This window comes from Salmonella sp. 5800 (genome assembly GCF_046558195.1).
GTDB classification, from domain to species: domain Bacteria; phylum Pseudomonadota; class Gammaproteobacteria; order Enterobacterales; family Enterobacteriaceae; genus Salmonella; species Salmonella enterica.
Window position 1 is genome coordinate 45,689 of the sequence record NZ_JBGDOX010000014.1, and the last position, 19,629, is coordinate 65,317.

The window sequence follows — 19,629 nt, forward strand, 5'->3', positions numbered from 1 at the left end:
ATTTTTAAAATGGCTGTTGCCAGAAACCTGGAACAATAGGGTAGAGATATATGTTTTTTGTTATTACTCACCATATTGATGTGCTGCCTCTGGCAACCCTACCCACACATGAAACATGCCCTTATTGTAATAATCAGGATGTATGGTTGATTATTCGCCAAAAAAGGACCCGTACATGTGGTCTGTCTCAAGCGAGAAAAAGAGATAAGTTTGGTTTAGCGATATGCAATCATTGCAGCAATGAAATCAAGGGAAAACGTTGGTCACCAGCGTTACGTCAACTTTTTACCGAGCAGAAGCCACTATTTAACCTAACCTTTTGGCAACGCTACGGTTTTTGGGTTGGTTGGTTGAGTGTATGGCCCGCGCTGTTTCTGGCAACCTGGCTGTATTTCACATTTCGGGGTTGGTAATACGACCGCATATCTCGTTAAATATACGCAGGAAAGCGCTATTCTTCTGGCTCTCCTGCGGAATTAAAACTTAGCGAAAACTCACCTTTTCACCCGCCTGCTGCGTTGCCGCCTGCTCCAGCAGATCCCAGAAGGTTTCGCCGCTGCGATCGCAAATCCACTCGTCGCCTTTCAGATCAAAATGATAGCCGCCCTGTTTGGTCGCCAGCCACACCTGGTGCAACGGCTCCTGACGGTTAATAATGATCTTACTGCCGTTTTCAAAGCTGATGGTCAACACGCCGCCGTTGATTTCACAGTCGATATCGCTGTCGCCATCCCAGTCGTCCAGACGTTCTTCAATGGCTAACCACAGAGTGTCGGCAAGGCGATGAAATTCACTGTCGTTCATTGTTTTATCCCGCTATTGAGTGATAGCGCCAGTATAAGGGGAAGCGTCAGCTTCTGGAACCGATACGAATTACCGTTGTGAGCGGTAAAGGATAAAACCCAGCGGTAGATAAATGACGATAAATAGCGCACTGGTGATAAGTATAACGGACGCGTTAACCGGGAAATGGTTCAGCGCCGACAGCATTGCCACCATCAGCGCGACACAGCCGCCGCAGAGGAGAAAATGCAACAGGATTAAGGGGGCGCGCGGCTTTGCTTTGATATCCAAAAGAGCGCTAAGCAGACCGAGTACCGCGCTTATCGTCAGAACCCCGGCAGCTTCAACACCGTTTATCGTGCCGTGCATAACGCTTTCAACAATGACGTAAATGCATGAACCGATCCCCACGCCCCGAAGGGCGTTTTTCAGATGTTTATTCAAACGCGCAAAACGGTTTAGCGGCGTCATTTTTGGCATTCCGGTGCCTGCGTTATGATGATGATGTCTTTATTGTTGGTGTACATGACGTTCCTATTCAGAGTATGCGTCTTATCCGGGCAGGGGGATGCTGTTCGGTAAAGCTGGCTGCCAATCCACGTATAAACATAGCGGTTGTCATACGCAAAACGCTCGGTGACTTTTAGCGGCCCATTGATGCTAAAGACATGAATACCCTGACCTTGCTGGCTATCACGCATAAAATAGCCATGCTCTTTTCCGGCGTTAATTTCCCGGTTCAGGAAGGGGGCTGGGCTATCCAGTTCCAGCCCTGAGTTGCCGGGTTAATCAATGAATTGGGTAACCGACGCAGGCGTTTGAAATTCACCTCCGGCAACGAAAGATTGTTCTCCTCTTCTGGCTGAAGATAAACCACGCCGCTGCCTTGCCGTTGATAAACATTGTGCGGAGATTCACTCAGCCGGCATCCCCAGGCGGGAGGCAGCAGAAGTGAAAGCGAAAAAAGGCAAAACAAATTACGATATTGCATAAGGTCATCCGGACGTGGTACGTAAACCTAAAGTGATTAGCAAAGCATGTTCCCTGATGTAAATGCGCAATAATCATGGCAACGCGCCGCTTTTCTGATTTTATAAAGAGCCCCTAAACGCTTGCTTTTACGCCTTCTCCTGCGATGATAGAAAATAGAAAGCATGAACTTACAGGCAATCCATAATGAAAAACGTGTTTAAGACACTCGCTGTACTTCTGACTCTGTTCAGCCTGACGGGCTGCGGTTTGAAAGGGCCGCTTTATTTCCCGCCAGCCGATAAAAATGCGCCGCCGCCGACGAAAAAAGTCGATTCGCAAACGCAGTCCACGATGCCCGATAAGAACGATCGCGCAACGGGAGATGGCCCGTCCCAGGTCAATTACTGAGGATAGTTTTCTGTCCCCGCGTGAACGGAGTGAATGATGCAATTCTCTAAAATGCATGGCCTTGGCAACGATTTTATGGTCGTCGACGCGGTAACGCAGAATGTCTTTTTTTCGCCGGAACTGATTCGTCGGCTATCCGACAGACACCTGGGCGTAGGGTTCGATCAGCTGCTGGTGGTTGAGCCGCCCTATGATCCTGAGTTGGACTTTCATTACCGCATCTTCAACGCCGACGGCAGTGAAGTCTCGCAGTGCGGCAATGGCGCGCGCTGTTTCGCGCGATTTGTTCGCCTGAAAGGGCTAACCAATAAACGCGATATTCGGGTCAGTACCGCGAATGGCCGGATGGTACTGAGCGTCACGGAAGATGAACTGGTGCGGGTGAACATGGGGGAACCAAACTTTGAACCCGCGCAGGTGCCTTTTCGCGCCAACAAAGCGGAAAAGACGTATATTATGCGAGCGGCGGAACAGACCATATTGTGCGGCGTGGTTTCAATGGGCAATCCGCACTGTGTCATTCAGGTTGATAACGTCGACACGGCGGCCGTTGAAACACTGGGGCCGGTTCTGGAAAGCCATGAGCGTTTTCCGGAACGCGCCAACATTGGTTTTATGCAGGTTGTAAGACGTGAGCATATCCGGCTGCGAGTCTATGAACGCGGCGCAGGGGAGACCCGCGCGTGCGGCAGCGGCGCGTGCGCTGCCGTTGCCGTGGGGATTCAGCAGGGGCTGCTGGCTGAAGAAGTACGCGTGGAATTACCGGGCGGTCGGCTGGATATCGCCTGGAAAGGTCCGGGTCATCCGTTATACATGACTGGTCCGGCGGCACATATCTACGACGGATTTATCCATTTATGAAGCAACCAGAGGAAGAACTACAGGAAACGCTCACGGAACTGGACGATCGAGCGGTCGTCAATTACCTGCGCCACCACCCTGAGTTTTTTATCCGTAACGCCCATGCCGTGGAAGCGATGCGTGTTCCACATCCCGTGCGGGGAACGGTTTCGCTCGTTGAGTGGCATATGGCCCGCGCGCGTAATCATATCAATGTGCTTGAAGAAAATATGACGCTGCTGATGGAACAGGCTCATGCCAATGAAAGCCTGTTTTATCGCTTGCTGCATCTGCAAAGCCGTCTGGTCGCCGCGGATAGTCTGGATGAGATGCTGATGCGGTTTCACCGCTGGGCGCGCGATTTGGGGCTTGCCGGCGCGACGCTGCGTTTGTTCCCGGATCGGTGGCGTCTTGGCGCGCCATCGCGCTATACGCATCTGGCTTTAAACCGTCAGGCCTTCGAGCCGCTGCGTATTCAACGACTGGGACAGTCGCAGCATTATCTTGGCCCGCTAAACGGTCCGGAACTGCTGGTGGTCTTGCCGGAGGCGAAGGCTGTAGGCTCGGTAGCCATGTCGATGATGGGCAGCGATGGCGACCTCGGGGTGATTCTCTTCAGCAGCCGTGACCCGCACCACTATCAGCCGGGGCAGGGGACGCAGCTTTTACAGGAGATCGCGCTGATGCTGCCGGAACTGCTGGAACGCTGGATTAAACGCGTATGACGGATGTCGCGCTTTCTCAGGATGTCTCGCGTTTCCTGCGCTATTTAGGCGTGGAGCGCCAGCTTAGCCCCATTACCCTGCTGAACTACCAGCGTCAGCTTGATGCCATTATCGCTTTAGCCGGAGAAACCGGGCTGAAAAGCTGGCAACAATGTGACGCTGCGATTGTGCGCAGTTTTGCGGTGCGCAGTCGGCGCAAAGGGCTTGGCCCTGCCAGTCTGGCGCTACGTCTCTCGGCATTGCGAAGCTTTTTTGACTGGTTAGTCAGTCAGGGCGAATTGAAAGCTAACCCGGCGAAGGGCGTCTCCGCACCGAAAGCGCCGCGTCATCTGCCGAAAAATATTGATGTCGACGACGTTAACCGCCTGCTGGACATCGATCTTAACGATCCGCTCGCCGTACGTGACCGGGCGATGCTGGAGGTCATGTACGGCGCGGGACTGCGTTTATCCGAACTGGTTGGCCTGGATATAAAGCACCTCGATCTTGATACCGGCGAAGTGTGGGTAATGGGTAAAGGCAGCAAAGAGCGACGCCTGCCGATTGGCCGTAACGCGGTGACGTGGATTGAGCACTGGCTGGATCTGCGCGGCCTGTTCGCCAGCGACGAAGAGGCGTTATTCCTGTCGAAGCTCGGCAAGCGTATCTCCGCGCGCAATGTCCAAAAACGGTTCGCCGAATGGGGCATAAAGCAGGGGCTAAACAGCCACGTGCATCCACATAAGCTGCGCCATTCGTTCGCGACCCATATGCTGGAATCGAGCGGCGATCTGCGCGGCGTGCAAGAGCTGCTGGGTCATGCCAACCTTTCCACCACCCAAATTTATACTCATCTTGATTTTCAACACCTTGCTTCAGTGTACGACGCGGCGCATCCGCGCGCTAAACGGGGGAAATAATGCGTTTTTACCGGCCTTTGGGGCGTATTGCCGCGCTCACCTTTGACCTGGATGATACCCTTTATGATAACCGTCCGGTGATTTTGCGTACTGAGCAGGAAGCGCTCGCTTTTATGCAAAATTATCACCCGTCGCTACGTTCGTTTCAAAACGTCGATTTACAGCGGATACGGCAGGCGGTGCGTGAAGCGGAGCCGGAAATCTATCATGACGTTACCCGCTGGCGCCATCGCGCGATAGAGCAGGCCATGCGGGATGCGGGATTATCGGCGCAGGAGGCCATTGCCGGCGCGAATGCGGCGATGATGCATTTTGCCAAATGGCGCAGCCAGATTGAGGTTCCGCAGGCTACCCATGAGACGTTACAGCAGCTTGCGAAAAAATGGCCGCTGGTGGCGATCACTAACGGCAACGCCCAGCCGGAACTGTTTGGCCTCGGCGATTACTTTAAGTTTGTACTGCGCGCCGGCCCGGATGGACGTTCCAAGCCGTTTAGCGACATGTATTTCCTGGCGGCGGAAAAGCTGCATGTGCCGATCGGCGAGATCCTGCATGTCGGCGACGATCTGACTACCGATGTGGCTGGCGCTATTCGCTGTGGGATGCAGGCCTGCTGGATCAAGCCGGAAAATGCCGACCTGATGCGGACGCAGGACAGCCGTTTACTGCCGCATATCGAAATTTCGCGGTTGGCATCTCTCACCTCGCTGATATAATCACCAGTAGTTCTGTATAAATTCCCAGTTATTCTGGCGGATGGCGCTATGCTTATCCGCCCTACGATAAGTAGCCCCGGTAAGCGAAGCGCCACCGGGCGTTTTTAGTTTTCATGTTTTTACGCGGCGGTGCCAATGGACGTTTCTTACCTGCTCGACAGCCTTAATGATAAACAGCGCGAAGCGGTGGCCGCGCCACGTAGCAACATGCTGGTGTTGGCGGGCGCGGGAAGCGGGAAAACCCGCGTGCTGGTGCACCGTATCGCCTGGTTACTGAGCGTAGAAAACAACTCGCCATATTCCATCATGGCGGTGACCTTTACCAATAAAGCGGCGGCGGAAATGCGCCATCGTATTGGCCAGTTGATGGGGACCAGCCAGGGCGGAATGTGGGTAGGGACGTTCCACGGTCTGGCGCACCGCCTGCTGCGCGCGCATCATATGGACGCTAATTTGCCGCAGGATTTCCAGATTCTCGACAGCGAAGATCAGATGCGTTTGCTTAAACGCCTGATTAAGGCGATGAATCTTGATGAGAAGCAGTGGCCGCCGCGTCAGGCGATGTGGTACATCAATAGCCAGAAAGACGAAGGGCTACGCCCGCACCATATCCAAAGCTATGGCAACCCGGTGGAGCAGACCTGGCAGAAGGTGTATCAGGCCTATCAGGAAGCGTGCGATCGCGCTGGTCTGGTGGATTTTGCCGAGCTACTGCTGCGCGCTCATGAACTATGGCTGAACAAGCCGCACATCCTGCAACACTATCGCGAGCGGTTTACTAACATCCTGGTGGACGAATTCCAGGATACCAACAACATTCAGTACGCCTGGGTTCGTCTGCTGGCGGGCGATACCGGTAAAGTGATGATTGTCGGCGACGATGACCAGTCGATCTACGGCTGGCGCGGGGCCCAGGTAGAGAACATCCAGCGCTTCCTCAATGATTTCCCCGGCGCGCAGACCATTCGTCTGGAGCAGAATTACCGCTCGACCAGCAACATCCTTAGCGCGGCGAACGCTCTGATTGAGAATAACAATGGGCGTTTGGGTAAAAAGCTGTGGACTGACGGCGTTGACGGCGAACCGATATCGCTGTACTGCGCTTTCAACGAACTGGATGAAGCGCGCTTTGTGGTTAACCGTATCAAAACCTGGCAGGACAACGGCGGCGCGCTTGCGCAATGCGCCATTCTTTATCGCAGCAACGCCCAGTCGCGCGTGCTGGAAGAAGCGTTATTACAGGCCAGTATGCCGTACCGCATTTACGGCGGTATGCGCTTCTTCGAACGCCAGGAGATCAAAGATGCGCTCTCTTATCTGCGTTTGATTGCCAATCGCAACGATGATGCCGCCTTTGAACGCGTGGTGAATACCCCAACGCGCGGCATCGGCGACCGCACGCTGGACGTGGTGCGCCAGACCTCGCGCGATCGCCAGCTAACATTGTGGCAGGCGTGCCGTGAATTGTTACAGGAAAAAGCCCTGGCCGGGCGTGCGGCCAGCGCGCTACAACGCTTTATGGAACTGATCGACGCTCTGGCGCAGGAAACCGCCGACATGCCGCTGCATGTGCAGACTGACCGGGTGATCAAAGATTCCGGCCTGCGCACCATGTATGAGCAAGAAAAAGGCGAGAAAGGCCAGACGCGCATCGAAAACTTAGAGGAACTGGTGACGGCGACGCGGCAGTTCAGCTACAACGACGAAGATGAAGATTTGATGCCGTTGCAGGCTTTCCTCTCTCACGCCGCGCTGGAAGCGGGCGAGGGGCAGGCGGATACCTGGCAGGATGCGGTGCAGCTGATGACGCTGCACTCGGCCAAAGGGCTGGAGTTTCCGCAGGTGTTTATCGTCGGCATGGAAGAGGGCATGTTCCCCAGCCAGATGTCGCTGGATGAGGGCGGGCGTTTGGAAGAGGAGCGTCGTCTGGCCTACGTCGGCGTTACCCGTGCCATGCAGAAACTGACGCTAACCTATGCGGAAACGCGTCGTCTGTACGGTAAAGAGGTCTACCATCGCCCGTCGCGTTTCATCGGCGAGTTGCCGGAGGAGTGCGTGGAAGAGGTCCGTCTGCGCGCCACCGTCAGTCGTCCGGTGAGCCATCAACGAATGGGAACGCCGCTGGCGGAAAACGACACAGGCTACAAACTCGGCCAACGCGTGCGCCATGCGAAGTTCGGCGAGGGAACTATTGTCAACCTGGAGGGCAGCGGCGAACATAGCCGGTTGCAGGTGGCTTTTCAGGGGCAAGGGATCAAATGGCTGGTTGCCGCATATGCGAAGCTGGAAACGGTTTGACCGACTCTCATATTGCCGGATGACGCCTCTTATCCGGCCTACGCGCTGGCTAACATTTTGATTTGTAGGCCGGATAAGGCGAAGCCGCCATCCGGCGATATATTGATGTTAATATTCTGAAATCATAGATAAATACTCTCACTCTGCTAACCTTTCTGCATAAGGGGAAATTATTGCTTTTTCGCGTTTCGTTGCGTGTTGACGGCAAATTTTTGCTGGCGTAACATGCGCCCACGATTACGCTAAGAGGACATTCGCCTTGGACACACCCAGTAGATACTGGCTCATTATCCTGTCATCCAGGATCAACTCCTAAGGCTATCCCTTTTTGCTGATAGCCTTAGCGGTTGTCAGCGACCTTTCATTTTTTCCCGTCGCGTTGAGTCAGGCTGTTTAATGGTCTGAAACCCAATTTGTTTCTGTGTGCCCATCTGAACTGTCCGATATTTTTACGCATTGGGAGTCCCGGTCATGCTGAGCGCATTTCAACTGGAAAAAAACCGACTAACCCGGCTGGAAGTCGAGGAGTCACAAAGCCTGATTGATGCCGTATGGGTCGATTTGGTCGAACCGGACGACGACGAGCGATTGCGCGTACAATCTGAGCTGGGCCAGAGTCTGGCGACGCGTCCTGAACTGGAAGATATCGAAGCATCCGCGCGCTTCTTTGAAGACGAAGACGGACTGCATATCCACTCCTTCTTCTTCTTCGAAGATGCGGAAGATCATGCCGGTAACTCTACGGTGGCATTCACTATTCGCGATGGCCGTCTGTTTACGCTGCGTGAACGCGAACTGCCCGCCTTCCGTTTGTATCGTATGCGCGCCCGCAGCCAGGCGATGGTCGACGGTAATGCTTATGAATTACTGCTCGATCTGTTCGAAACTAAAATTGAACAGTTGGCGGATGAGATCGAAAACATCTACAGCGATCTGGAAAAACTGAGCCGCGTCATTATGGAAGGGCATCAGGGCGATGAATACGACGAAGCGCTCTCCACGCTGGCGGAACTGGAAGATATCGGCTGGAAGGTACGCCTGTGTCTGATGGATACCCAACGCGCGCTGAACTTCCTGGTGCGCAAGGCGCGCTTACCGGGCGGACAGCTGGAGCAGGCGCGTGAGATCCTGCGCGATATCGAATCTCTGCTGCCGCACAATGAATCGCTGTTCCAGAAGGTGAACTTCCTGATGCAGGCGGCGATGGGTTTCATCAACATTGAGCAGAACCGCATTATCAAAATCTTCTCGGTGGTTTCCGTGGTGTTCCTGCCGCCGACGCTGGTCGCTTCCAGCTATGGGATGAACTTCGAGTTTATGCCGGAACTGAAGTGGAGCTTTGGTTATCCAGGCGCGATTATCTTTATGATTCTGGCGGGGCTTGCGCCGTATCTGTACTTTAAGCGCAAGAACTGGTTGTAAAATCAACGGACTGGCGATTTAACCGCCAGTCCGTTGGAAGTTCTTCATCATGAGGAAAGTTCTTGTTTTGAAGAAGCGATGAAAGATAGCAGTAGTGTTGTGAGTATTACCCAGGCAATATTGAGTTGTATACCAATATTATCGCAATCAGCCCCATTGAGTGCGACACTGACTGTACAGAAGACATTTACACCTATAGACAATGCGATGAAATAAAGTGCCCTGCAACCTGAATCTCTGATTCTCTTCGCGCCAATATTAATATGGATATAGGTATTGACAATAATAAATATTAAATCAAGATATTGGTTTTTAGGCATTATAGTAAATAATATTATCCATGATGATAATGTATAAATAACAAACTTTGCTCGCTTCAATGTATCCTTGGGGGAAGGGTGAAAAATATCTTTAATAATCCTAATCATATTATTTTTTCCATATTGATAACCAACTTCAGGTCTCACATGTAAATATATCACACTGAATTTTCTAATGACAGTAATGGTAAATAATGGCATGATAATTACGTTGCACAGCAATAGATAATAATTAAATATATTATCTGGTAATTAACAATTTCAATGAATGGATTTCATAAAATGCAAGAGAAAAATTTCTGGCAAGTTTATTTTGGTAAAGACCCTTTTTCTAAAGCCGAATTCATTAAAGCCTGGATTGGATGGTGGGTGATTGCTATTGTCCTGCTCGTTGTACTGTCGATTTGTACTTCATTAAATTTGAGGGGGATTGGAATAGCGTTGGGATTCGGCTTTTGCCAGATCCATGCCCGTTATTTAACGTTTGTTGGTTGGAATAAGTTTATTGGTGTGTTGGGCGTGTTTCCAGTAACAAATATTATATTATTTATTGTATTGCTATTTACTAAAAAGAAATAACATAAAATGGCAGCCAGATAATAGCTGCCATTTTATTATTTAATGCTTACGCCGTTGCGTATAAATCGCATCCATCACGAAAATCGCCAGCGCGACCCAGATAAACGCAAATGTCACCATCTTATCCGCGCCCGGCACTTCGCCATAAAACGTCACCGCCAGTAAAAACATCAGCGTTGGGCCGATATACTGGAAAAAGCCCAGTGTAGAAAGACGCAGACGCGTAGCCGCTCCGGTGAAGCACAGCAGCGGAATCGTAGTGACCACACCCGCCGCCATTAACAGCAAGTTCAACGATAGTGCGTTTTGCCCCATATGGCTGGTAGGGCTATCGGCGATGCCAAACAGATAAATCGCGGCGACCGGCAACAGCCATAGCGTTTCGACCAGCATACCCGTCTGCGCTTCAACGGCGATCTTCTTACGCACCAGGCCGTAAAACGCAAAACTAAACGCCAGCCCCAGCGCGATAATCGGCAGTGAACCAAACGTCCAGAGTTGCACCAGCACGCCGCACACCGCCAGAATCACCGCCAGCCACTGCATTCGACGGAAGCGTTCGCCAAGAAAAATCATCCCCAGCAAGATGTTAACCAGTGGATTAATGAAATAACCCAGGCTGGCCTCCAGCATATGGTGATTATTTACCGCCCAAATGAATAATAGCCAGTTACCGCCGACCAGTACGGCGGACAGGGCCAGCAGGAAAATCTTCTTTGGCGTTTTCAGTAAGCGCTTAACCTGTCGCCACTGCCGGCTGACGCTAAGCAGCGCCACCATAAAGAAAAATGACCAAATCACGCGGTGCGTCAGGATCTCATCTGCGGGAACGTAATAGATCAGCTTGAAATACGCGGGGGCGATCCCCCAAATAAAATAGGCGGCAAGAGCGAGTAATACGCCCTGCCGTGTTTGTTTTGCGTCCATCCGGAAAACTCGTATCTGAAGTGTAACAACAGTTTACCTGCTTTTATCCCACCATATAAGTAGCGGTGGCGCTGGCGATGTACAGCTGATCTTCATTGTGTAATTCCACGCGGGCGACGGCCACTTTATTCCCTGCGCGCAGCAGGCTACTGGTGGCCGTAAAGCGGTTGCCTCTGCCCGGACGCAGGTAATCGACGCGCAGGTCAATCGTTCCCATCCGCGACAGGCGCTGGCGTAGTTCATCTTCGCTGATGGTTTCGTGGCGAGTTAGCGTGCTGCCGACGCATACCAGTCCGGCGGCGACATCCAGCGCAGAGGCGATCACGCCGCCGTGTAAAATGCTTTGCGCCCAGTTGCCGACCATCATCGGCTGGTTGTTGAAGGCCAGTTGGGCGAACGCTTTTTCATAGCGTACCAGCTCCAGCCCTAACGCCCGATTAAACGGCATGTGGTAGACAAACATTTCACCCACTAATTTCAGAGCTTGTTCAGCGGTAAGTACAGCGGACATAGATTCCTGACACCTCATTGGTTAATGAAATGTTGATATTATGCTTCTTAATTGTTGTTTTCTACTTTAAGAAGGGATAACTAACGGCTATGTGTGTAAATATGTAAAAATGGTTGGCAGAGAATGATTCAAGCTGAAAATACTTCGTCAGGAGAACGTCAAGAATGCGGGCGATTTTGAGAGGGTTGTTGCCAGCCACGCTACTGCCATTAGCGGCATATGCACAAGAAGCTACGATAAAAGAGGTTCATGATGCGCCTGCAGTACGGGGAAGTATCATCGCTAACATGCTACAGGAGCATGATAACCCTTTTACGCTTTACCCTTATGACACGAACTACTTGATCTACACGAACACCAGCGATCTGAACAAAGAGGCCATAAGTACCTACAACTGGTCTGAAAACGCACGTAAAGATGAAGTGAAATTTCAGTTGAGCCTGGCGTTTCCGCTGTGGCGCGGAATACTGGGGCCGAACTCGGTACTGGGCGCTTCCTATACGCAGAAATCCTGGTGGCAGCTTTCCAACAGTAAAGAGTCTTCGCCGTTTCGCGAAACCAACTACGAACCGCAGCTTTTTCTTGGTTTTGCTACCGATTATCGCTTTGCCGGCTGGACGCTGCGCGACGTAGAGATGGGCTACAACCATGACTCTAACGGACGTTCGGACCCCACCTCGCGTAGCTGGAACCGTCTGTATACCCGTCTGATGGCCGAAAACGGTAACTGGCTGGTAGAGGTCAAACCGTGGTACGTGATTGGCAGTACCGACGATAATCCGGACATCACCAAATATATGGGTTATTACCAGCTTAAAATCGGTTATCACCTGGGCGAGGCGGTATTAAGCGCCAAAGGCCAGTACAACTGGAATACAGGCTACGGCGGCGCGGAAGTTGGATTAAGCTATCCGGTCACCAAACATGTCCGGCTTTATACCCAGGTGTACAGCGGCTATGGCGAATCGCTGATCGACTATAATTTTAATCAGACACGTGTCGGCGTCGGCGTGATGCTTAACGATATCTTCTGATTGGATTGTGTTTTAAACATTGCAGTTTCTCTCGCAGGCGCTGAAAATAGCGCCTGTTTTGATTTATGGTGAACGGGGTTAATGTGGCGCAGGCGGAAGTGTTGAATCTGGAATCAGGGGCCAAACAGGTTTTGCAGGAAACCTTTGGCTACCAACAGTTTCGCCCGGGTCAGGAAGCTATTATTGATACTGCGCTCTCCGGTCGCGACTGTCTGGTCGTTATGCCCACCGGCGGCGGCAAATCTCTGTGCTATCAAATCCCCGCGTTGTTGCTGGACGGATTGACCGTCGTCGTTTCGCCCCTGATCTCGTTGATGAAAGACCAGGTCGATCAGCTACTGGCGAACGGGGTGGCGGCGGCCTGTCTGAACTCCACTCAAAGCCGCGAGCAGCAGCTTGAGGTGATGGCGGGGTGCCGTACCGGACAGATTCGTCTGCTGTATATTGCGCCGGAACGCCTGATGCTGGACAACTTTCTTGATCATCTGGCGCACTGGAATCCGGTATTGCTGGCGGTGGATGAAGCGCACTGTATCTCGCAATGGGGGCATGATTTCCGTCCGGAATATGCGGCTCTCGGTCAGCTTCGCCAGCGTTTTCCCGCTTTGCCGTTTATGGCATTGACCGCCACCGCCGACGACACCACGCGCCAGGATATTATTCGTCTGCTTGGGCTTAACGATCCGTTAATCCAGATCAGTAGCTTTGACCGACCGAATATCCGCTACATGCTGATGGAGAAGTTTAAGCCGCTCGACCAGCTAATGCGCTATGTTCAGGAGCAACGCGGCAAATCGGGTATCATCTACTGTAACAGCCGGGCGAAAGTGGAAGATACCGCCGCGCGCTTGCAAAGTCGCGGCATTAGCGCGGCGGCCTATCATGCGGGGCTGGAAAACGCTATTCGCGCCGATGTGCAGGAAAAATTTCAGCGCGACGATCTGCAAATCGTGGTGGCGACCGTCGCTTTTGGAATGGGCATAAACAAACCTAACGTACGTTTCGTCGTGCATTTCGATATCCCGCGCAATATTGAATCCTACTATCAGGAAACGGGCCGCGCCGGGCGCGACGGACTGCCTGCGGAAGCCATGCTATTTTACGATCCGGCTGATATGGCCTGGCTACGTCGTTGTCTGGAAGAGAAACCAGCCGGACAGCTTCAGGATATTGAACGGCATAAACTGAATGCGATGGGCGCTTTTGCCGAAGCGCAAACCTGCCGCCGCCTGGTATTGCTTAATTACTTTGGCGAAGGCCGACAAGAACCGTGCGGCAACTGCGATATCTGTCTCGATCCGCCCAAACAATATGATGGCTTAAACGATGCCCAGATTGCGCTTTCTACCATTGGTCGGGTTAACCAGCGTTTTGGCATGGGCTACGTTGTCGAGGTGATCCGCGGCGCGAATAACCAACGCATCCGCGATTTCGGTCATGACAAACTCAAGGTTTATGGCATGGGACGCGAAAAGAGCCATGAGCACTGGGTGAGCGTGATTCGCCAGCTCATTCATCTGGGGCTGGTAATGCAAAATATTGCGCAGCACTCCGCATTACAGCTGACGGATGCCGCGCGTCCGGTACTCCGTGGAGACGTTCCGCTAAAGCTTGCAGTGCCGCGCATCGTCGCCCTCAAACCCCGCGTGATGCAGAAATCGTTCGGCGGTAATTACGATCGCAAATTGTTCGCTAAGTTGCGCAAGCTGCGTAAAGCTATCGCTGATGAAGAGAATATCCCGCCGTATGTGGTCTTTAACGACGCCACGCTGATAGAAATGGCGGAACAGATGCCAGTTTCCGCCAGCGAGATGTTAAGCGTTAACGGGGTTGGGATGCGCAAACTGGAGCGCTTCGGGAAAGAATTCATGGCGCTCATCCGCGCGCATGTCGATGGTGATGACGAAGAGTAGTCAGCCCGGCAAAAAAGTGCCAGGATGGTGACTCACTGAACTATTTCCCCGCGAGCCATTTTTATGATGATGCTATTTTTCACCGTGGCAATGGTGCACATCGTTGCGCTAATGAGCCCCGGCCCCGACTTTTTCTTCGTGTCTCAAACTGCTGTCAGCCGTTCGCGTAAAGAAGCGATGATGGGCGTACTGGGCATTACCTGCGGCGTGATGGTATGGGCGGGCGTGGCGCTGCTTGGCCTGCATCTCATCATCGAAAAAATGGCCTGGCTGCATACGATCATTATGGTAGGTGGCGGCCTGTACCTGTGCTGGATGGGCTATCAGATGCTGCGCGGCGCGCTGAAAAAACAGGATGCGGCGGCGTCTTCTCCGCACATTGAACTGGCGCAGAGCGGGCGCAGCTTTCTCAAAGGGCTGTTGACCAATCTGTCGAATCCGAAAGCGATTATCTATTTTGGTTCCGTTTTTTCACTGTTTGTCGGCGATAACGTCGGCGCTGCGGCGCGCTGGGGTATTTTCGCGTTAATCACCCTGGAAACGCTGGCCTGGTTTACCGTAGTCGCCAGCCTGTTCGCGCTGCCGAAAATGCGCCGCGGCTATCAGCGTCTGGCGAAATGGATTGATGGCTTTGCCGGCGCTTTGTTTGCGGGCTTTGGTATTCACCTGATTATTTCGCGCTAATTTACCTCCGGGCCGGATAAACATCATCCGGCACGACTATCACGCGTGTCTTGCCGACGCCAGGAGCGCGCCTACCAGCATAAACAACGAACCAAACGCTTTATTCAGCGCCTTCATCTGCTTTGGTCCTTTAATCCAGGCGGCAATGCGCTGCGCCAGCGTGGCGTAACCGGTCATCACAATCATATCCACCACAATCGTAGTGACGCCGAGAATGAGGTACTGCGCCAGTTGCGGTTGCTGCGGCATGATGAATTGCGGAAACAGGGCGGCAAGAAAGACAATACTTTTGGGATTGGTTAGATTGACAAATATCGCCCGTTTGAACAGTCGACCCCGCGATTGCGTCTGGGCGAGAGTATGCAGATCGATAGCGCCTGCGGCGCGCCACTGCTGAATACCCAGCCAGATAAGATAAGCCGCGCCAGCCCATTTCAGAATTTCAAAAGCGAGGAGCGAGCGCGAAAAGAGCGTACCCAGTCCGACGCCCACCAGTACGATATGTATCCCCAGTCCGGTCTGGAGTCCGGCGATAGAAGCCGCTGCGCCACGATATCCATGGTTGATAGACGTCGTCATGGTATTGATGGCGCCTGAACCCGGAGAAAGACTCAGCAGAGTTGAGGTCAGTAGATAGGCGAACCACCATTCAAAGGTCATGCGAAACTCCCTGGTTGTCTGTTTTTGTGCCACAATACGCTACTGCCGCTGTGTTGTGTCAGGCACGACGCAAAAAACGATTTTACCTGGTAAACGAGGCCGAAAACCCGATGTTTCAGCAGCAAAATGACTGGGAAACAAGAGAAAATGCGTTTGCCGCTTTTGCTATGGGGCCGCTGACCGATTTCTGGCGTCAGCGGGAAGAGGCGGAGTTTATCGGCGTGGGTAACATTCCGGTGCGCTTTGTCCGTTTTCGAAATGATTCCAACGATCGGACGATCGTCATTTGTCCTGGCCGCATTGAGAGTTATGTAAAATACGCTGAACTGGCGTATGACCTTTTTCATCTCGGTTTTGATATCTTCATCATCGACCATCGTGGTCAAGGGCGCTCCGGGCGGATGTTATCGGACCCGCATCGGGGTCATGTTGATCATTTTAACGATTATGTTGAGGACTTAGCGGCGTTCTGGCAGCAGGAAATTGAGCCGGGGCCGTGGCGTAAGCGTTATATCCTGGCGCACTCAATGGGGGGCGCGATAGCCACCCTGTTCCTGCAACGCCATCGTGTTCGGTGCGACGCTATTGCGCTCACCGCGCCGATGTTTGGTATTGTGATACGCTTGCCTTCCTTTATGGTGCGCCATATTCTCGACTGGGCCGAGGGGCACCAGCGTATCCGTGAAGATTACGCTATTGGTACCGGTCAGTGGCGGGCGTTGCCGTTTGGGATGAATGCGCTGACCCACAGCCGCCAGCGTTATCAGCGCAACTTACGATTTTATGCCGACGAGCCGCAGCTGCGCGTTGGCGGCCCCACCTGGCATTGGGTACGCGAAGGCATTCTGGCGGGTGAGCAGGTTCTGGCTGGGGCGAGCGATGACACGACGCCTACGCTACTGATTCAGGCGGAAGAAGAGCGGGTAGTGGATAACCGCACCCACGATCGTTTTTGTGAAATTCGCGCCGCGGCGGGATACCCTTGTGAAGGGGGAAAACCGCTGGTTATCAAAGGCGCGTACCATGAGATCCTTTTTGAAAAGGACGCCATGCGCTCAGTCGCGCTTAACGCCATTGTTGAATTTTTCAACAAGCCTAATTTATCCAGCGGAAATCGCTTTGCTTAGAGGTTAAATTTTATTATGTATCAGGTTGTTGCGTCTGATTTAGATGGCACGCTGCTCTCCCCCGACCATACGTTGTCCCCTTATGCCAAAGAGACTCTGAAGCTGTTGACCGCACGCGGCATCCATTTTGTCTTTGCCACTGGTCGTCATCATGTCGATGTAGGGCAAATCCGCGATAATCTTGAAATCAAGTCTTACATGATCACCTCCAACGGCGCGCGAGTGCACGATACCGACGGGAATTTGGTTTTTACGCATAATCTGGACAGCGACATTGCCAGCGACCTGTTCGGGGTGGTGAATGCGAACCCGGACATCGTGACTAACGTTTATCGCGACGACGAATGGTTTATGAATCGTCATCGCCCCGATGAAATGCGTTTTTTCAAAGAGGCGGTATTTAACTACTCGCTGTTTGAGCCTGCGCTGCTGGAGCCGGAGGGCGTCAGCAAAGTGTTTTTCACCAGCGACACTCATGAAAAGTTGTTGCCGCTGGAGCAGGCGATTAACGCGCGCTGGGGCGATCGGGTAAACGTGAGCTTCTCTACGCTAACCTGTCTGGAAGTGATGGCGGGCGGAGTGTCGAAAGGTCATGCGCTGGAAGCGGTCGCTCAGGCGATGGGGTACAGCCTGAAAGAGTGTATCGCCTTTGGCGACGGAATGAACGACGCTGAAATGCTCACGATGGCGGGCAAAGGCTGCATCATGGGCAATGCGCACCAGCGTCTGAAAGACCTGTATCCCGAACTTGAGGTGATCGGCATCAACGCGGATAACGCCGTGCCGCATTACCTGCGCGATCTTTTCTTACGCTGATGTGATTGTTTGTTAGTTGACCAGTTGTCAACTTCACTCTCCGCTACAATGGGTGTTCCCTGTTTTAAGAGACATCCATTGTGGCGCTACTCATCATTACCACTATCCTGTGGGCTTTCTCCTTTAGTCTATTTGGCGAGTATCTTGCCGGGCATGTCGATAGCTATTTCGCGGTGCTGATACGCGTTGGGCTGGCGGCGCTCGTTTTTCTGCCGTTTTTGCGTACTCGCGGGCACAACCTAAAAACCATCAGCCTGTATATGCTGGTGGGGGCGATGCAGCTTGGCATCATGTATATGTTGAGCTTCCATGCTTACCTCTACCTGACCGTATCCGAACTGCTGCTGTTTACCGTTCTGACGCCGCTCTATATCACGCTGATTTACGATGTGATGAGTCAGCGTCGTTTGCGCTGGGGCTATGCATTTAGCGCGTTGCTGGCGGTGATTGGCGCCGGGATTATTCGCTACGATCGCGTGACCGACCATTTTTGGGTCGGTTTGCTCCTGGTGCAGCTTTCTAATATCAGTTTCGCTATCGGAATGGTGGGGTATAAACGTCTGATGGAGACCCGTCCCATGCCGCAGCACAACGCCTTTGCATGGTTCTATCTGGGGGCGTTTTTGGTGGCGGCGGTGGCGTGGTCGCTGTTGGGGAACGCGCAAAAGCTGCCGGAAACCACGCTGCAATGGAGCATTCTGGTGTTTCTCGGCGTGGTGGCGTCCGGCATTGGCTACTTTATGTGGAACTATGGCGCTACCCAGGTAGACGCCGGGACTCTGGGTATCATGAATAATATGCATGTTCCTGCAGGACTACTGGTTAATCTTGCCATCTGGCATCAGCAGCCCCACTGGCCAAGCTTTATTACAGGCGCGGCTGTGATCCTGGCTTCGCTGTGGGTGCATCGAAAATGGGTCGCTCCGCGCTCCGCACAAACGGCAGATGATCGCAGGCGTGATCCCGCGTCGAGCGAATAAACGCCTCGGTCACCGCCTTACGCTGGTCGCCGTCGCGCACGGCGGCATACAGGCGGCTCCACAGACCATCACCCAGGGTTTTGGTCACCACCAGACCCTGGCGCTCAACGCTTTCCACCACCCAGTGCGGCAGGGCGGCAATACCCATTCTGGCCGCCACCATCTGAATCAGCAGTAGCGTATTATCCACGCTTTTCAGCAGCGGACTGATACCCGCCGGTTGCAGGAAATGTCGCCAGACATCCAGTCGGCTGCGCTGCACCGGGTAAATCAACAGCGTTTCGCTGGCTAAATCTTCCGGCGTAATCTGCGTTTTGCTGGCCAGCGGATGGTCGGGCGCCAGCACCAGTCGGACTTCAAAATCAAACATCGGCGAATAATGCAGCCCGCTGCGCGGCAAAATATCCGACGTCATCACCAAATCCAGCTCGCCTTGTTGCAAGGCCGGTTGCGGATCAAAAGTGACGCCGGATGTGAAATCCATTTCTACCTGCGGCCAGCTTGCACGGAAGTTTTCCAGCGCCGGGGTCAGCCACTGAATACAGCTATGACATTCAATAGCGATGCGCAGACGAGTTTGCTGCGGTTCGTTGCACGCCTGCAGCGCACGGCTGATTTGCGGCAGCACCTGGTTTGCCAGTTGCAGCAGAACTTCCCCCTGCGGCGTAAAGCGTAGCGGCTGGCTTTTACGCACGAACAGGCGAAAGCCAAGGCGTTGTTCCAGATCGCTGAACTGATGAGACAGAGCGGATTGGGTCTGGTGTAGCACCGCCGCCGCGGCAGCCAGCGATCCACTATTCCGCAATGCCTGGAGTGTTTTCAGATGTTTAATTTCGATCATGAAAGTCCTTCACTTCGCCATGAACAAATTGCGCTTGAGGAATATACAGTACCTTTACATTATGGATGTGTAAACATCCAGACGTCCAAAATCCGTCGTCTTTTAAATTGATGGTGCGTTGGCTGCGTTTCCTCACCCCGGTCACTTACTGATGTAAGCTCCCGGGGATGAGCA

The 19,629-nt window shown here is 52.9% G+C and carries 24 protein-coding genes and 1 pseudogene; 16 read left to right on the top strand and 9 right to left on the bottom strand.

Going from position 1 to position 19,629, the window contains the following annotated elements; translation table 11 throughout:
* The first annotated feature begins 50 nt into the window (after positions 1-50).
* On the top strand, positions 51-413 hold the full coding sequence (locus ACLJZ5_RS20540) for a hypothetical protein (RefSeq protein WP_031617805.1): 363 nt from the start codon (positions 51-53) through the stop codon (positions 411-413).
* A 70-nt stretch (positions 414-483) separates the two neighbouring features.
* Here ACLJZ5_RS20540 and cyaY read toward each other — a convergent pair whose 3' ends face one another.
* The 4 genes and pseudogenes from cyaY to ACLJZ5_RS20560 form a co-directional block, all read right to left on the bottom strand.
* Complete coding sequence (gene cyaY, locus ACLJZ5_RS20545) at positions 484-804, bottom strand: iron donor protein CyaY (RefSeq protein ID WP_024798253.1); 321 nt, start codon at positions 802-804, stop codon at positions 484-486.
* Between the two features lie 69 nt (positions 805-873).
* On the bottom strand, positions 874-1,263 hold the full coding sequence (locus ACLJZ5_RS20550) for a DUF3021 family protein (protein ID WP_001125565.1): 390 nt from the start codon (positions 1,261-1,263) through the stop codon (positions 874-876).
* Positions 1,251-1,553 (bottom strand): annotated as a pseudogene (locus ACLJZ5_RS20555) (hypothetical protein); the annotation flags it as partial. The pseudogene ACLJZ5_RS20555 and the gene ACLJZ5_RS20550, both read right to left, overlap by 13 nt.
* On the bottom strand, positions 1,523-1,774 hold the full coding sequence (locus tag ACLJZ5_RS20560; protein ID WP_001621231.1) for a hypothetical protein: 252 nt from the start codon (positions 1,772-1,774) through the stop codon (positions 1,523-1,525). The gene ACLJZ5_RS20560 and the pseudogene ACLJZ5_RS20555, both read right to left, overlap by 31 nt.
* A gap of 185 nt (positions 1,775-1,959) precedes the next feature.
* Between ACLJZ5_RS20560 and lptM the strand changes: the two genes are divergently transcribed.
* The 8 genes from lptM to corA all read left to right on the top strand — a co-directional run bounded on the left by lptM (position 1,960) and on the right by corA (position 9,063).
* A complete protein-coding gene (gene lptM / locus ACLJZ5_RS20565; protein WP_000799903.1) occupies positions 1,960-2,163 on the top strand; it encodes an LPS translocon maturation chaperone LptM in 204 nt (67 codons plus the stop codon).
* Positions 2,164-2,199: 36 nt separating this feature from the next.
* Positions 2,200-3,024, top strand: coding sequence for a diaminopimelate epimerase (dapF, locus tag ACLJZ5_RS20570; protein ID WP_001160671.1), 825 nt, complete (start codon positions 2,200-2,202; stop codon positions 3,022-3,024).
* Positions 3,021-3,728 (top strand): DUF484 domain-containing protein, encoded by a 708-nt coding sequence (locus ACLJZ5_RS20575; RefSeq protein ID WP_024798254.1) that lies wholly within the window; start codon positions 3,021-3,023, stop codon positions 3,726-3,728. The genes dapF and ACLJZ5_RS20575 overlap by 4 nt, the downstream gene beginning before the upstream one ends.
* Positions 3,725-4,627 carry a tyrosine recombinase XerC gene (xerC, locus tag ACLJZ5_RS20580; RefSeq protein ID WP_000132874.1) on the top strand — a complete coding sequence of 301 codons (903 nt, stop codon included), beginning with the start codon at positions 3,725-3,727 and terminating at the stop codon, positions 4,625-4,627. Before ACLJZ5_RS20575 ends, xerC begins: the two co-directional genes overlap by 4 nt.
* The gene (yigB, locus tag ACLJZ5_RS20585; RefSeq protein WP_001213560.1) at positions 4,627-5,343 is read left to right on the top strand and encodes a 5-amino-6-(5-phospho-D-ribitylamino)uracil phosphatase YigB; all 717 of its coding nucleotides are present in this window, start codon (positions 4,627-4,629) and stop codon (positions 5,341-5,343) included. The genes xerC and yigB overlap by 1 nt, the downstream gene beginning before the upstream one ends.
* A 135-nt stretch (positions 5,344-5,478) precedes the next feature.
* On the top strand, positions 5,479-7,641 hold the full coding sequence (gene uvrD, locus ACLJZ5_RS20590; protein WP_000383436.1) for a DNA helicase II: 2,163 nt from the start codon (positions 5,479-5,481) through the stop codon (positions 7,639-7,641).
* A gap of 259 nt (positions 7,642-7,900) precedes the next feature.
* A complete protein-coding gene (gene ysgD / locus ACLJZ5_RS20595; RefSeq protein ID WP_212723238.1) occupies positions 7,901-7,957 on the top strand; it encodes a YsgD/CorL family protein in 57 nt (18 codons plus the stop codon).
* Positions 7,958-8,112: 155 nt separating this feature from the next.
* Positions 8,113-9,063, top strand: coding sequence for a magnesium/cobalt transporter CorA (gene corA / locus ACLJZ5_RS20600; RefSeq protein ID WP_000947139.1), 951 nt, complete (start codon positions 8,113-8,115; stop codon positions 9,061-9,063).
* A gap of 47 nt (positions 9,064-9,110) precedes the next feature.
* Here corA and ACLJZ5_RS20605 read toward each other — a convergent pair whose 3' ends face one another.
* A complete protein-coding gene (locus ACLJZ5_RS20605; protein WP_023139942.1) occupies positions 9,111-9,491 on the bottom strand; it encodes a hypothetical protein in 381 nt (126 codons plus the stop codon).
* Between the two features lie 174 nt (positions 9,492-9,665).
* Here ACLJZ5_RS20605 and ACLJZ5_RS20610 point away from each other — a divergent pair, with 174 nt between their 5' ends.
* The gene (locus ACLJZ5_RS20610) at positions 9,666-9,962 is read left to right on the top strand and encodes a hypothetical protein (RefSeq protein ID WP_001156607.1); all 297 of its coding nucleotides are present in this window, start codon (positions 9,666-9,668) and stop codon (positions 9,960-9,962) included.
* A 39-nt stretch (positions 9,963-10,001) separates the two neighbouring features.
* On the opposite strand, the gene rarD is transcribed toward ACLJZ5_RS20610, so the two are convergent.
* Positions 10,002-10,889 carry an EamA family transporter RarD gene (rarD, locus tag ACLJZ5_RS20615; RefSeq protein ID WP_000339081.1) on the bottom strand — a complete coding sequence of 296 codons (888 nt, stop codon included), beginning with the start codon at positions 10,887-10,889 and terminating at the stop codon, positions 10,002-10,004.
* Between the two features lie 43 nt (positions 10,890-10,932).
* Positions 10,933-11,400 carry an acyl-CoA thioesterase YigI gene (yigI, locus tag ACLJZ5_RS20620; RefSeq protein ID WP_001277140.1) on the bottom strand — a complete coding sequence of 156 codons (468 nt, stop codon included), beginning with the start codon at positions 11,398-11,400 and terminating at the stop codon, positions 10,933-10,935.
* A gap of 164 nt (positions 11,401-11,564) precedes the next feature.
* On the opposite strand from yigI, the gene pldA reads away from it, so the two are divergent.
* The 3 genes from pldA to rhtC all read left to right on the top strand — a co-directional run bounded on the left by pldA (position 11,565) and on the right by rhtC (position 15,031).
* Complete coding sequence (gene pldA / locus ACLJZ5_RS20625; RefSeq protein ID WP_001201692.1) at positions 11,565-12,434, top strand: phospholipase A; 870 nt, start codon at positions 11,565-11,567, stop codon at positions 12,432-12,434.
* Positions 12,435-12,517: 83 nt separating this feature from the next.
* A complete protein-coding gene (gene recQ, locus ACLJZ5_RS20630; RefSeq protein ID WP_001533487.1) occupies positions 12,518-14,347 on the top strand; it encodes an ATP-dependent DNA helicase RecQ in 1,830 nt (609 codons plus the stop codon).
* 63 nt (positions 14,348-14,410) lie between these two features.
* A complete protein-coding gene (gene rhtC, locus ACLJZ5_RS20635; protein WP_000980080.1) occupies positions 14,411-15,031 on the top strand; it encodes a threonine export protein RhtC in 621 nt (206 codons plus the stop codon).
* Between the two features lie 39 nt (positions 15,032-15,070).
* Here the strand turns inward: rhtC and rhtB are convergent, their stop codons facing one another.
* Positions 15,071-15,691 (bottom strand): homoserine/homoserine lactone efflux protein, encoded by a 621-nt coding sequence (gene rhtB, locus ACLJZ5_RS20640; RefSeq protein WP_000142523.1) that lies wholly within the window; start codon positions 15,689-15,691, stop codon positions 15,071-15,073.
* A 110-nt stretch (positions 15,692-15,801) separates the two neighbouring features.
* Here rhtB and pldB point away from each other — a divergent pair, with 110 nt between their 5' ends.
* The 3 genes from pldB (at position 15,802) to ACLJZ5_RS20655 (ending at position 18,614) form a co-directional block, all read left to right on the top strand.
* Positions 15,802-16,818 (top strand): lysophospholipase L2, encoded by a 1,017-nt coding sequence (pldB, locus tag ACLJZ5_RS20645; protein ID WP_000487685.1) that lies wholly within the window; start codon positions 15,802-15,804, stop codon positions 16,816-16,818.
* Positions 16,819-16,833: 15 nt separating this feature from the next.
* Positions 16,834-17,634 (top strand): sugar/pyridoxal phosphate phosphatase YigL, encoded by an 801-nt coding sequence (gene yigL, locus ACLJZ5_RS20650; protein ID WP_000285338.1) that lies wholly within the window; start codon positions 16,834-16,836, stop codon positions 17,632-17,634.
* Positions 17,635-17,714: 80 nt separating this feature from the next.
* Positions 17,715-18,614, top strand: coding sequence for a carboxylate/amino acid/amine transporter (locus ACLJZ5_RS20655; RefSeq protein WP_001196257.1), 900 nt, complete (start codon positions 17,715-17,717; stop codon positions 18,612-18,614).
* On the opposite strand, the gene metR is transcribed toward ACLJZ5_RS20655, so the two are convergent.
* Entirely contained in the window at positions 18,502-19,455 is a 954-nt protein-coding gene (gene metR, locus ACLJZ5_RS20660) for an HTH-type transcriptional regulator MetR (protein WP_024798255.1), read from the bottom strand. The genes ACLJZ5_RS20655 and metR overlap by 113 nt on opposite strands.
* Positions 19,456-19,629 lie beyond the last annotated feature (174 nt).

What these genes read in the sequence shown, in the direction of transcription:
- yigL (WP_000285338.1), top strand. Translation starts at nt 16,834, where the DNA reads ATGTATCAGGTTGTTGCGTCTGATTTAGATGGCACGCTGCTCTCCCCC.
- ACLJZ5_RS20540 (WP_031617805.1), top strand. Translation starts at nt 51, where the DNA reads ATGTTTTTTGTTATTACTCACCATATTGATGTGCTGCCTCTGGCAACC.
- cyaY (WP_024798253.1), bottom strand. Translation starts at nt 804, where the DNA reads ATGAACGACAGTGAATTTCATCGCCTTGCCGACACTCTGTGGTTAGCC.
- uvrD (WP_000383436.1), top strand. Translation starts at nt 5,479, where the DNA reads ATGGACGTTTCTTACCTGCTCGACAGCCTTAATGATAAACAGCGCGAA.
- pldA (WP_001201692.1), top strand. Translation starts at nt 11,565, where the DNA reads ATGCGGGCGATTTTGAGAGGGTTGTTGCCAGCCACGCTACTGCCATTA.
- rhtB (WP_000142523.1), bottom strand. Translation starts at nt 15,691, where the DNA reads ATGACCTTTGAATGGTGGTTCGCCTATCTACTGACCTCAACTCTGCTG.
- rhtC (WP_000980080.1), top strand. Translation starts at nt 14,411, where the DNA reads ATGATGATGCTATTTTTCACCGTGGCAATGGTGCACATCGTTGCGCTA.
- xerC (WP_000132874.1), top strand. Translation starts at nt 3,725, where the DNA reads ATGACGGATGTCGCGCTTTCTCAGGATGTCTCGCGTTTCCTGCGCTAT.
- yigB (WP_001213560.1), top strand. Translation starts at nt 4,627, where the DNA reads ATGCGTTTTTACCGGCCTTTGGGGCGTATTGCCGCGCTCACCTTTGAC.
- ACLJZ5_RS20550 (WP_001125565.1), bottom strand. Translation starts at nt 1,263, where the DNA reads ATGCCAAAAATGACGCCGCTAAACCGTTTTGCGCGTTTGAATAAACAT.
- ACLJZ5_RS20605 (WP_023139942.1), bottom strand. Translation starts at nt 9,491, where the DNA reads ATGATTAGGATTATTAAAGATATTTTTCACCCTTCCCCCAAGGATACA.
- dapF (WP_001160671.1), top strand. Translation starts at nt 2,200, where the DNA reads ATGCAATTCTCTAAAATGCATGGCCTTGGCAACGATTTTATGGTCGTC.
- corA (WP_000947139.1), top strand. Translation starts at nt 8,113, where the DNA reads ATGCTGAGCGCATTTCAACTGGAAAAAAACCGACTAACCCGGCTGGAA.
- ACLJZ5_RS20575 (WP_024798254.1), top strand. Translation starts at nt 3,021, where the DNA reads ATGAAGCAACCAGAGGAAGAACTACAGGAAACGCTCACGGAACTGGAC.
- ACLJZ5_RS20560 (WP_001621231.1), bottom strand. Translation starts at nt 1,774, where the DNA reads ATGCAATATCGTAATTTGTTTTGCCTTTTTTCGCTTTCACTTCTGCTG.
- metR (WP_024798255.1), bottom strand. Translation starts at nt 19,455, where the DNA reads ATGATCGAAATTAAACATCTGAAAACACTCCAGGCATTGCGGAATAGT.
- rarD (WP_000339081.1), bottom strand. Translation starts at nt 10,889, where the DNA reads ATGGACGCAAAACAAACACGGCAGGGCGTATTACTCGCTCTTGCCGCC.
- yigI (WP_001277140.1), bottom strand. Translation starts at nt 11,400, where the DNA reads ATGTCCGCTGTACTTACCGCTGAACAAGCTCTGAAATTAGTGGGTGAA.
- pldB (WP_000487685.1), top strand. Translation starts at nt 15,802, where the DNA reads ATGTTTCAGCAGCAAAATGACTGGGAAACAAGAGAAAATGCGTTTGCC.
- lptM (WP_000799903.1), top strand. Translation starts at nt 1,960, where the DNA reads ATGAAAAACGTGTTTAAGACACTCGCTGTACTTCTGACTCTGTTCAGC.
- ACLJZ5_RS20610 (WP_001156607.1), top strand. Translation starts at nt 9,666, where the DNA reads ATGCAAGAGAAAAATTTCTGGCAAGTTTATTTTGGTAAAGACCCTTTT.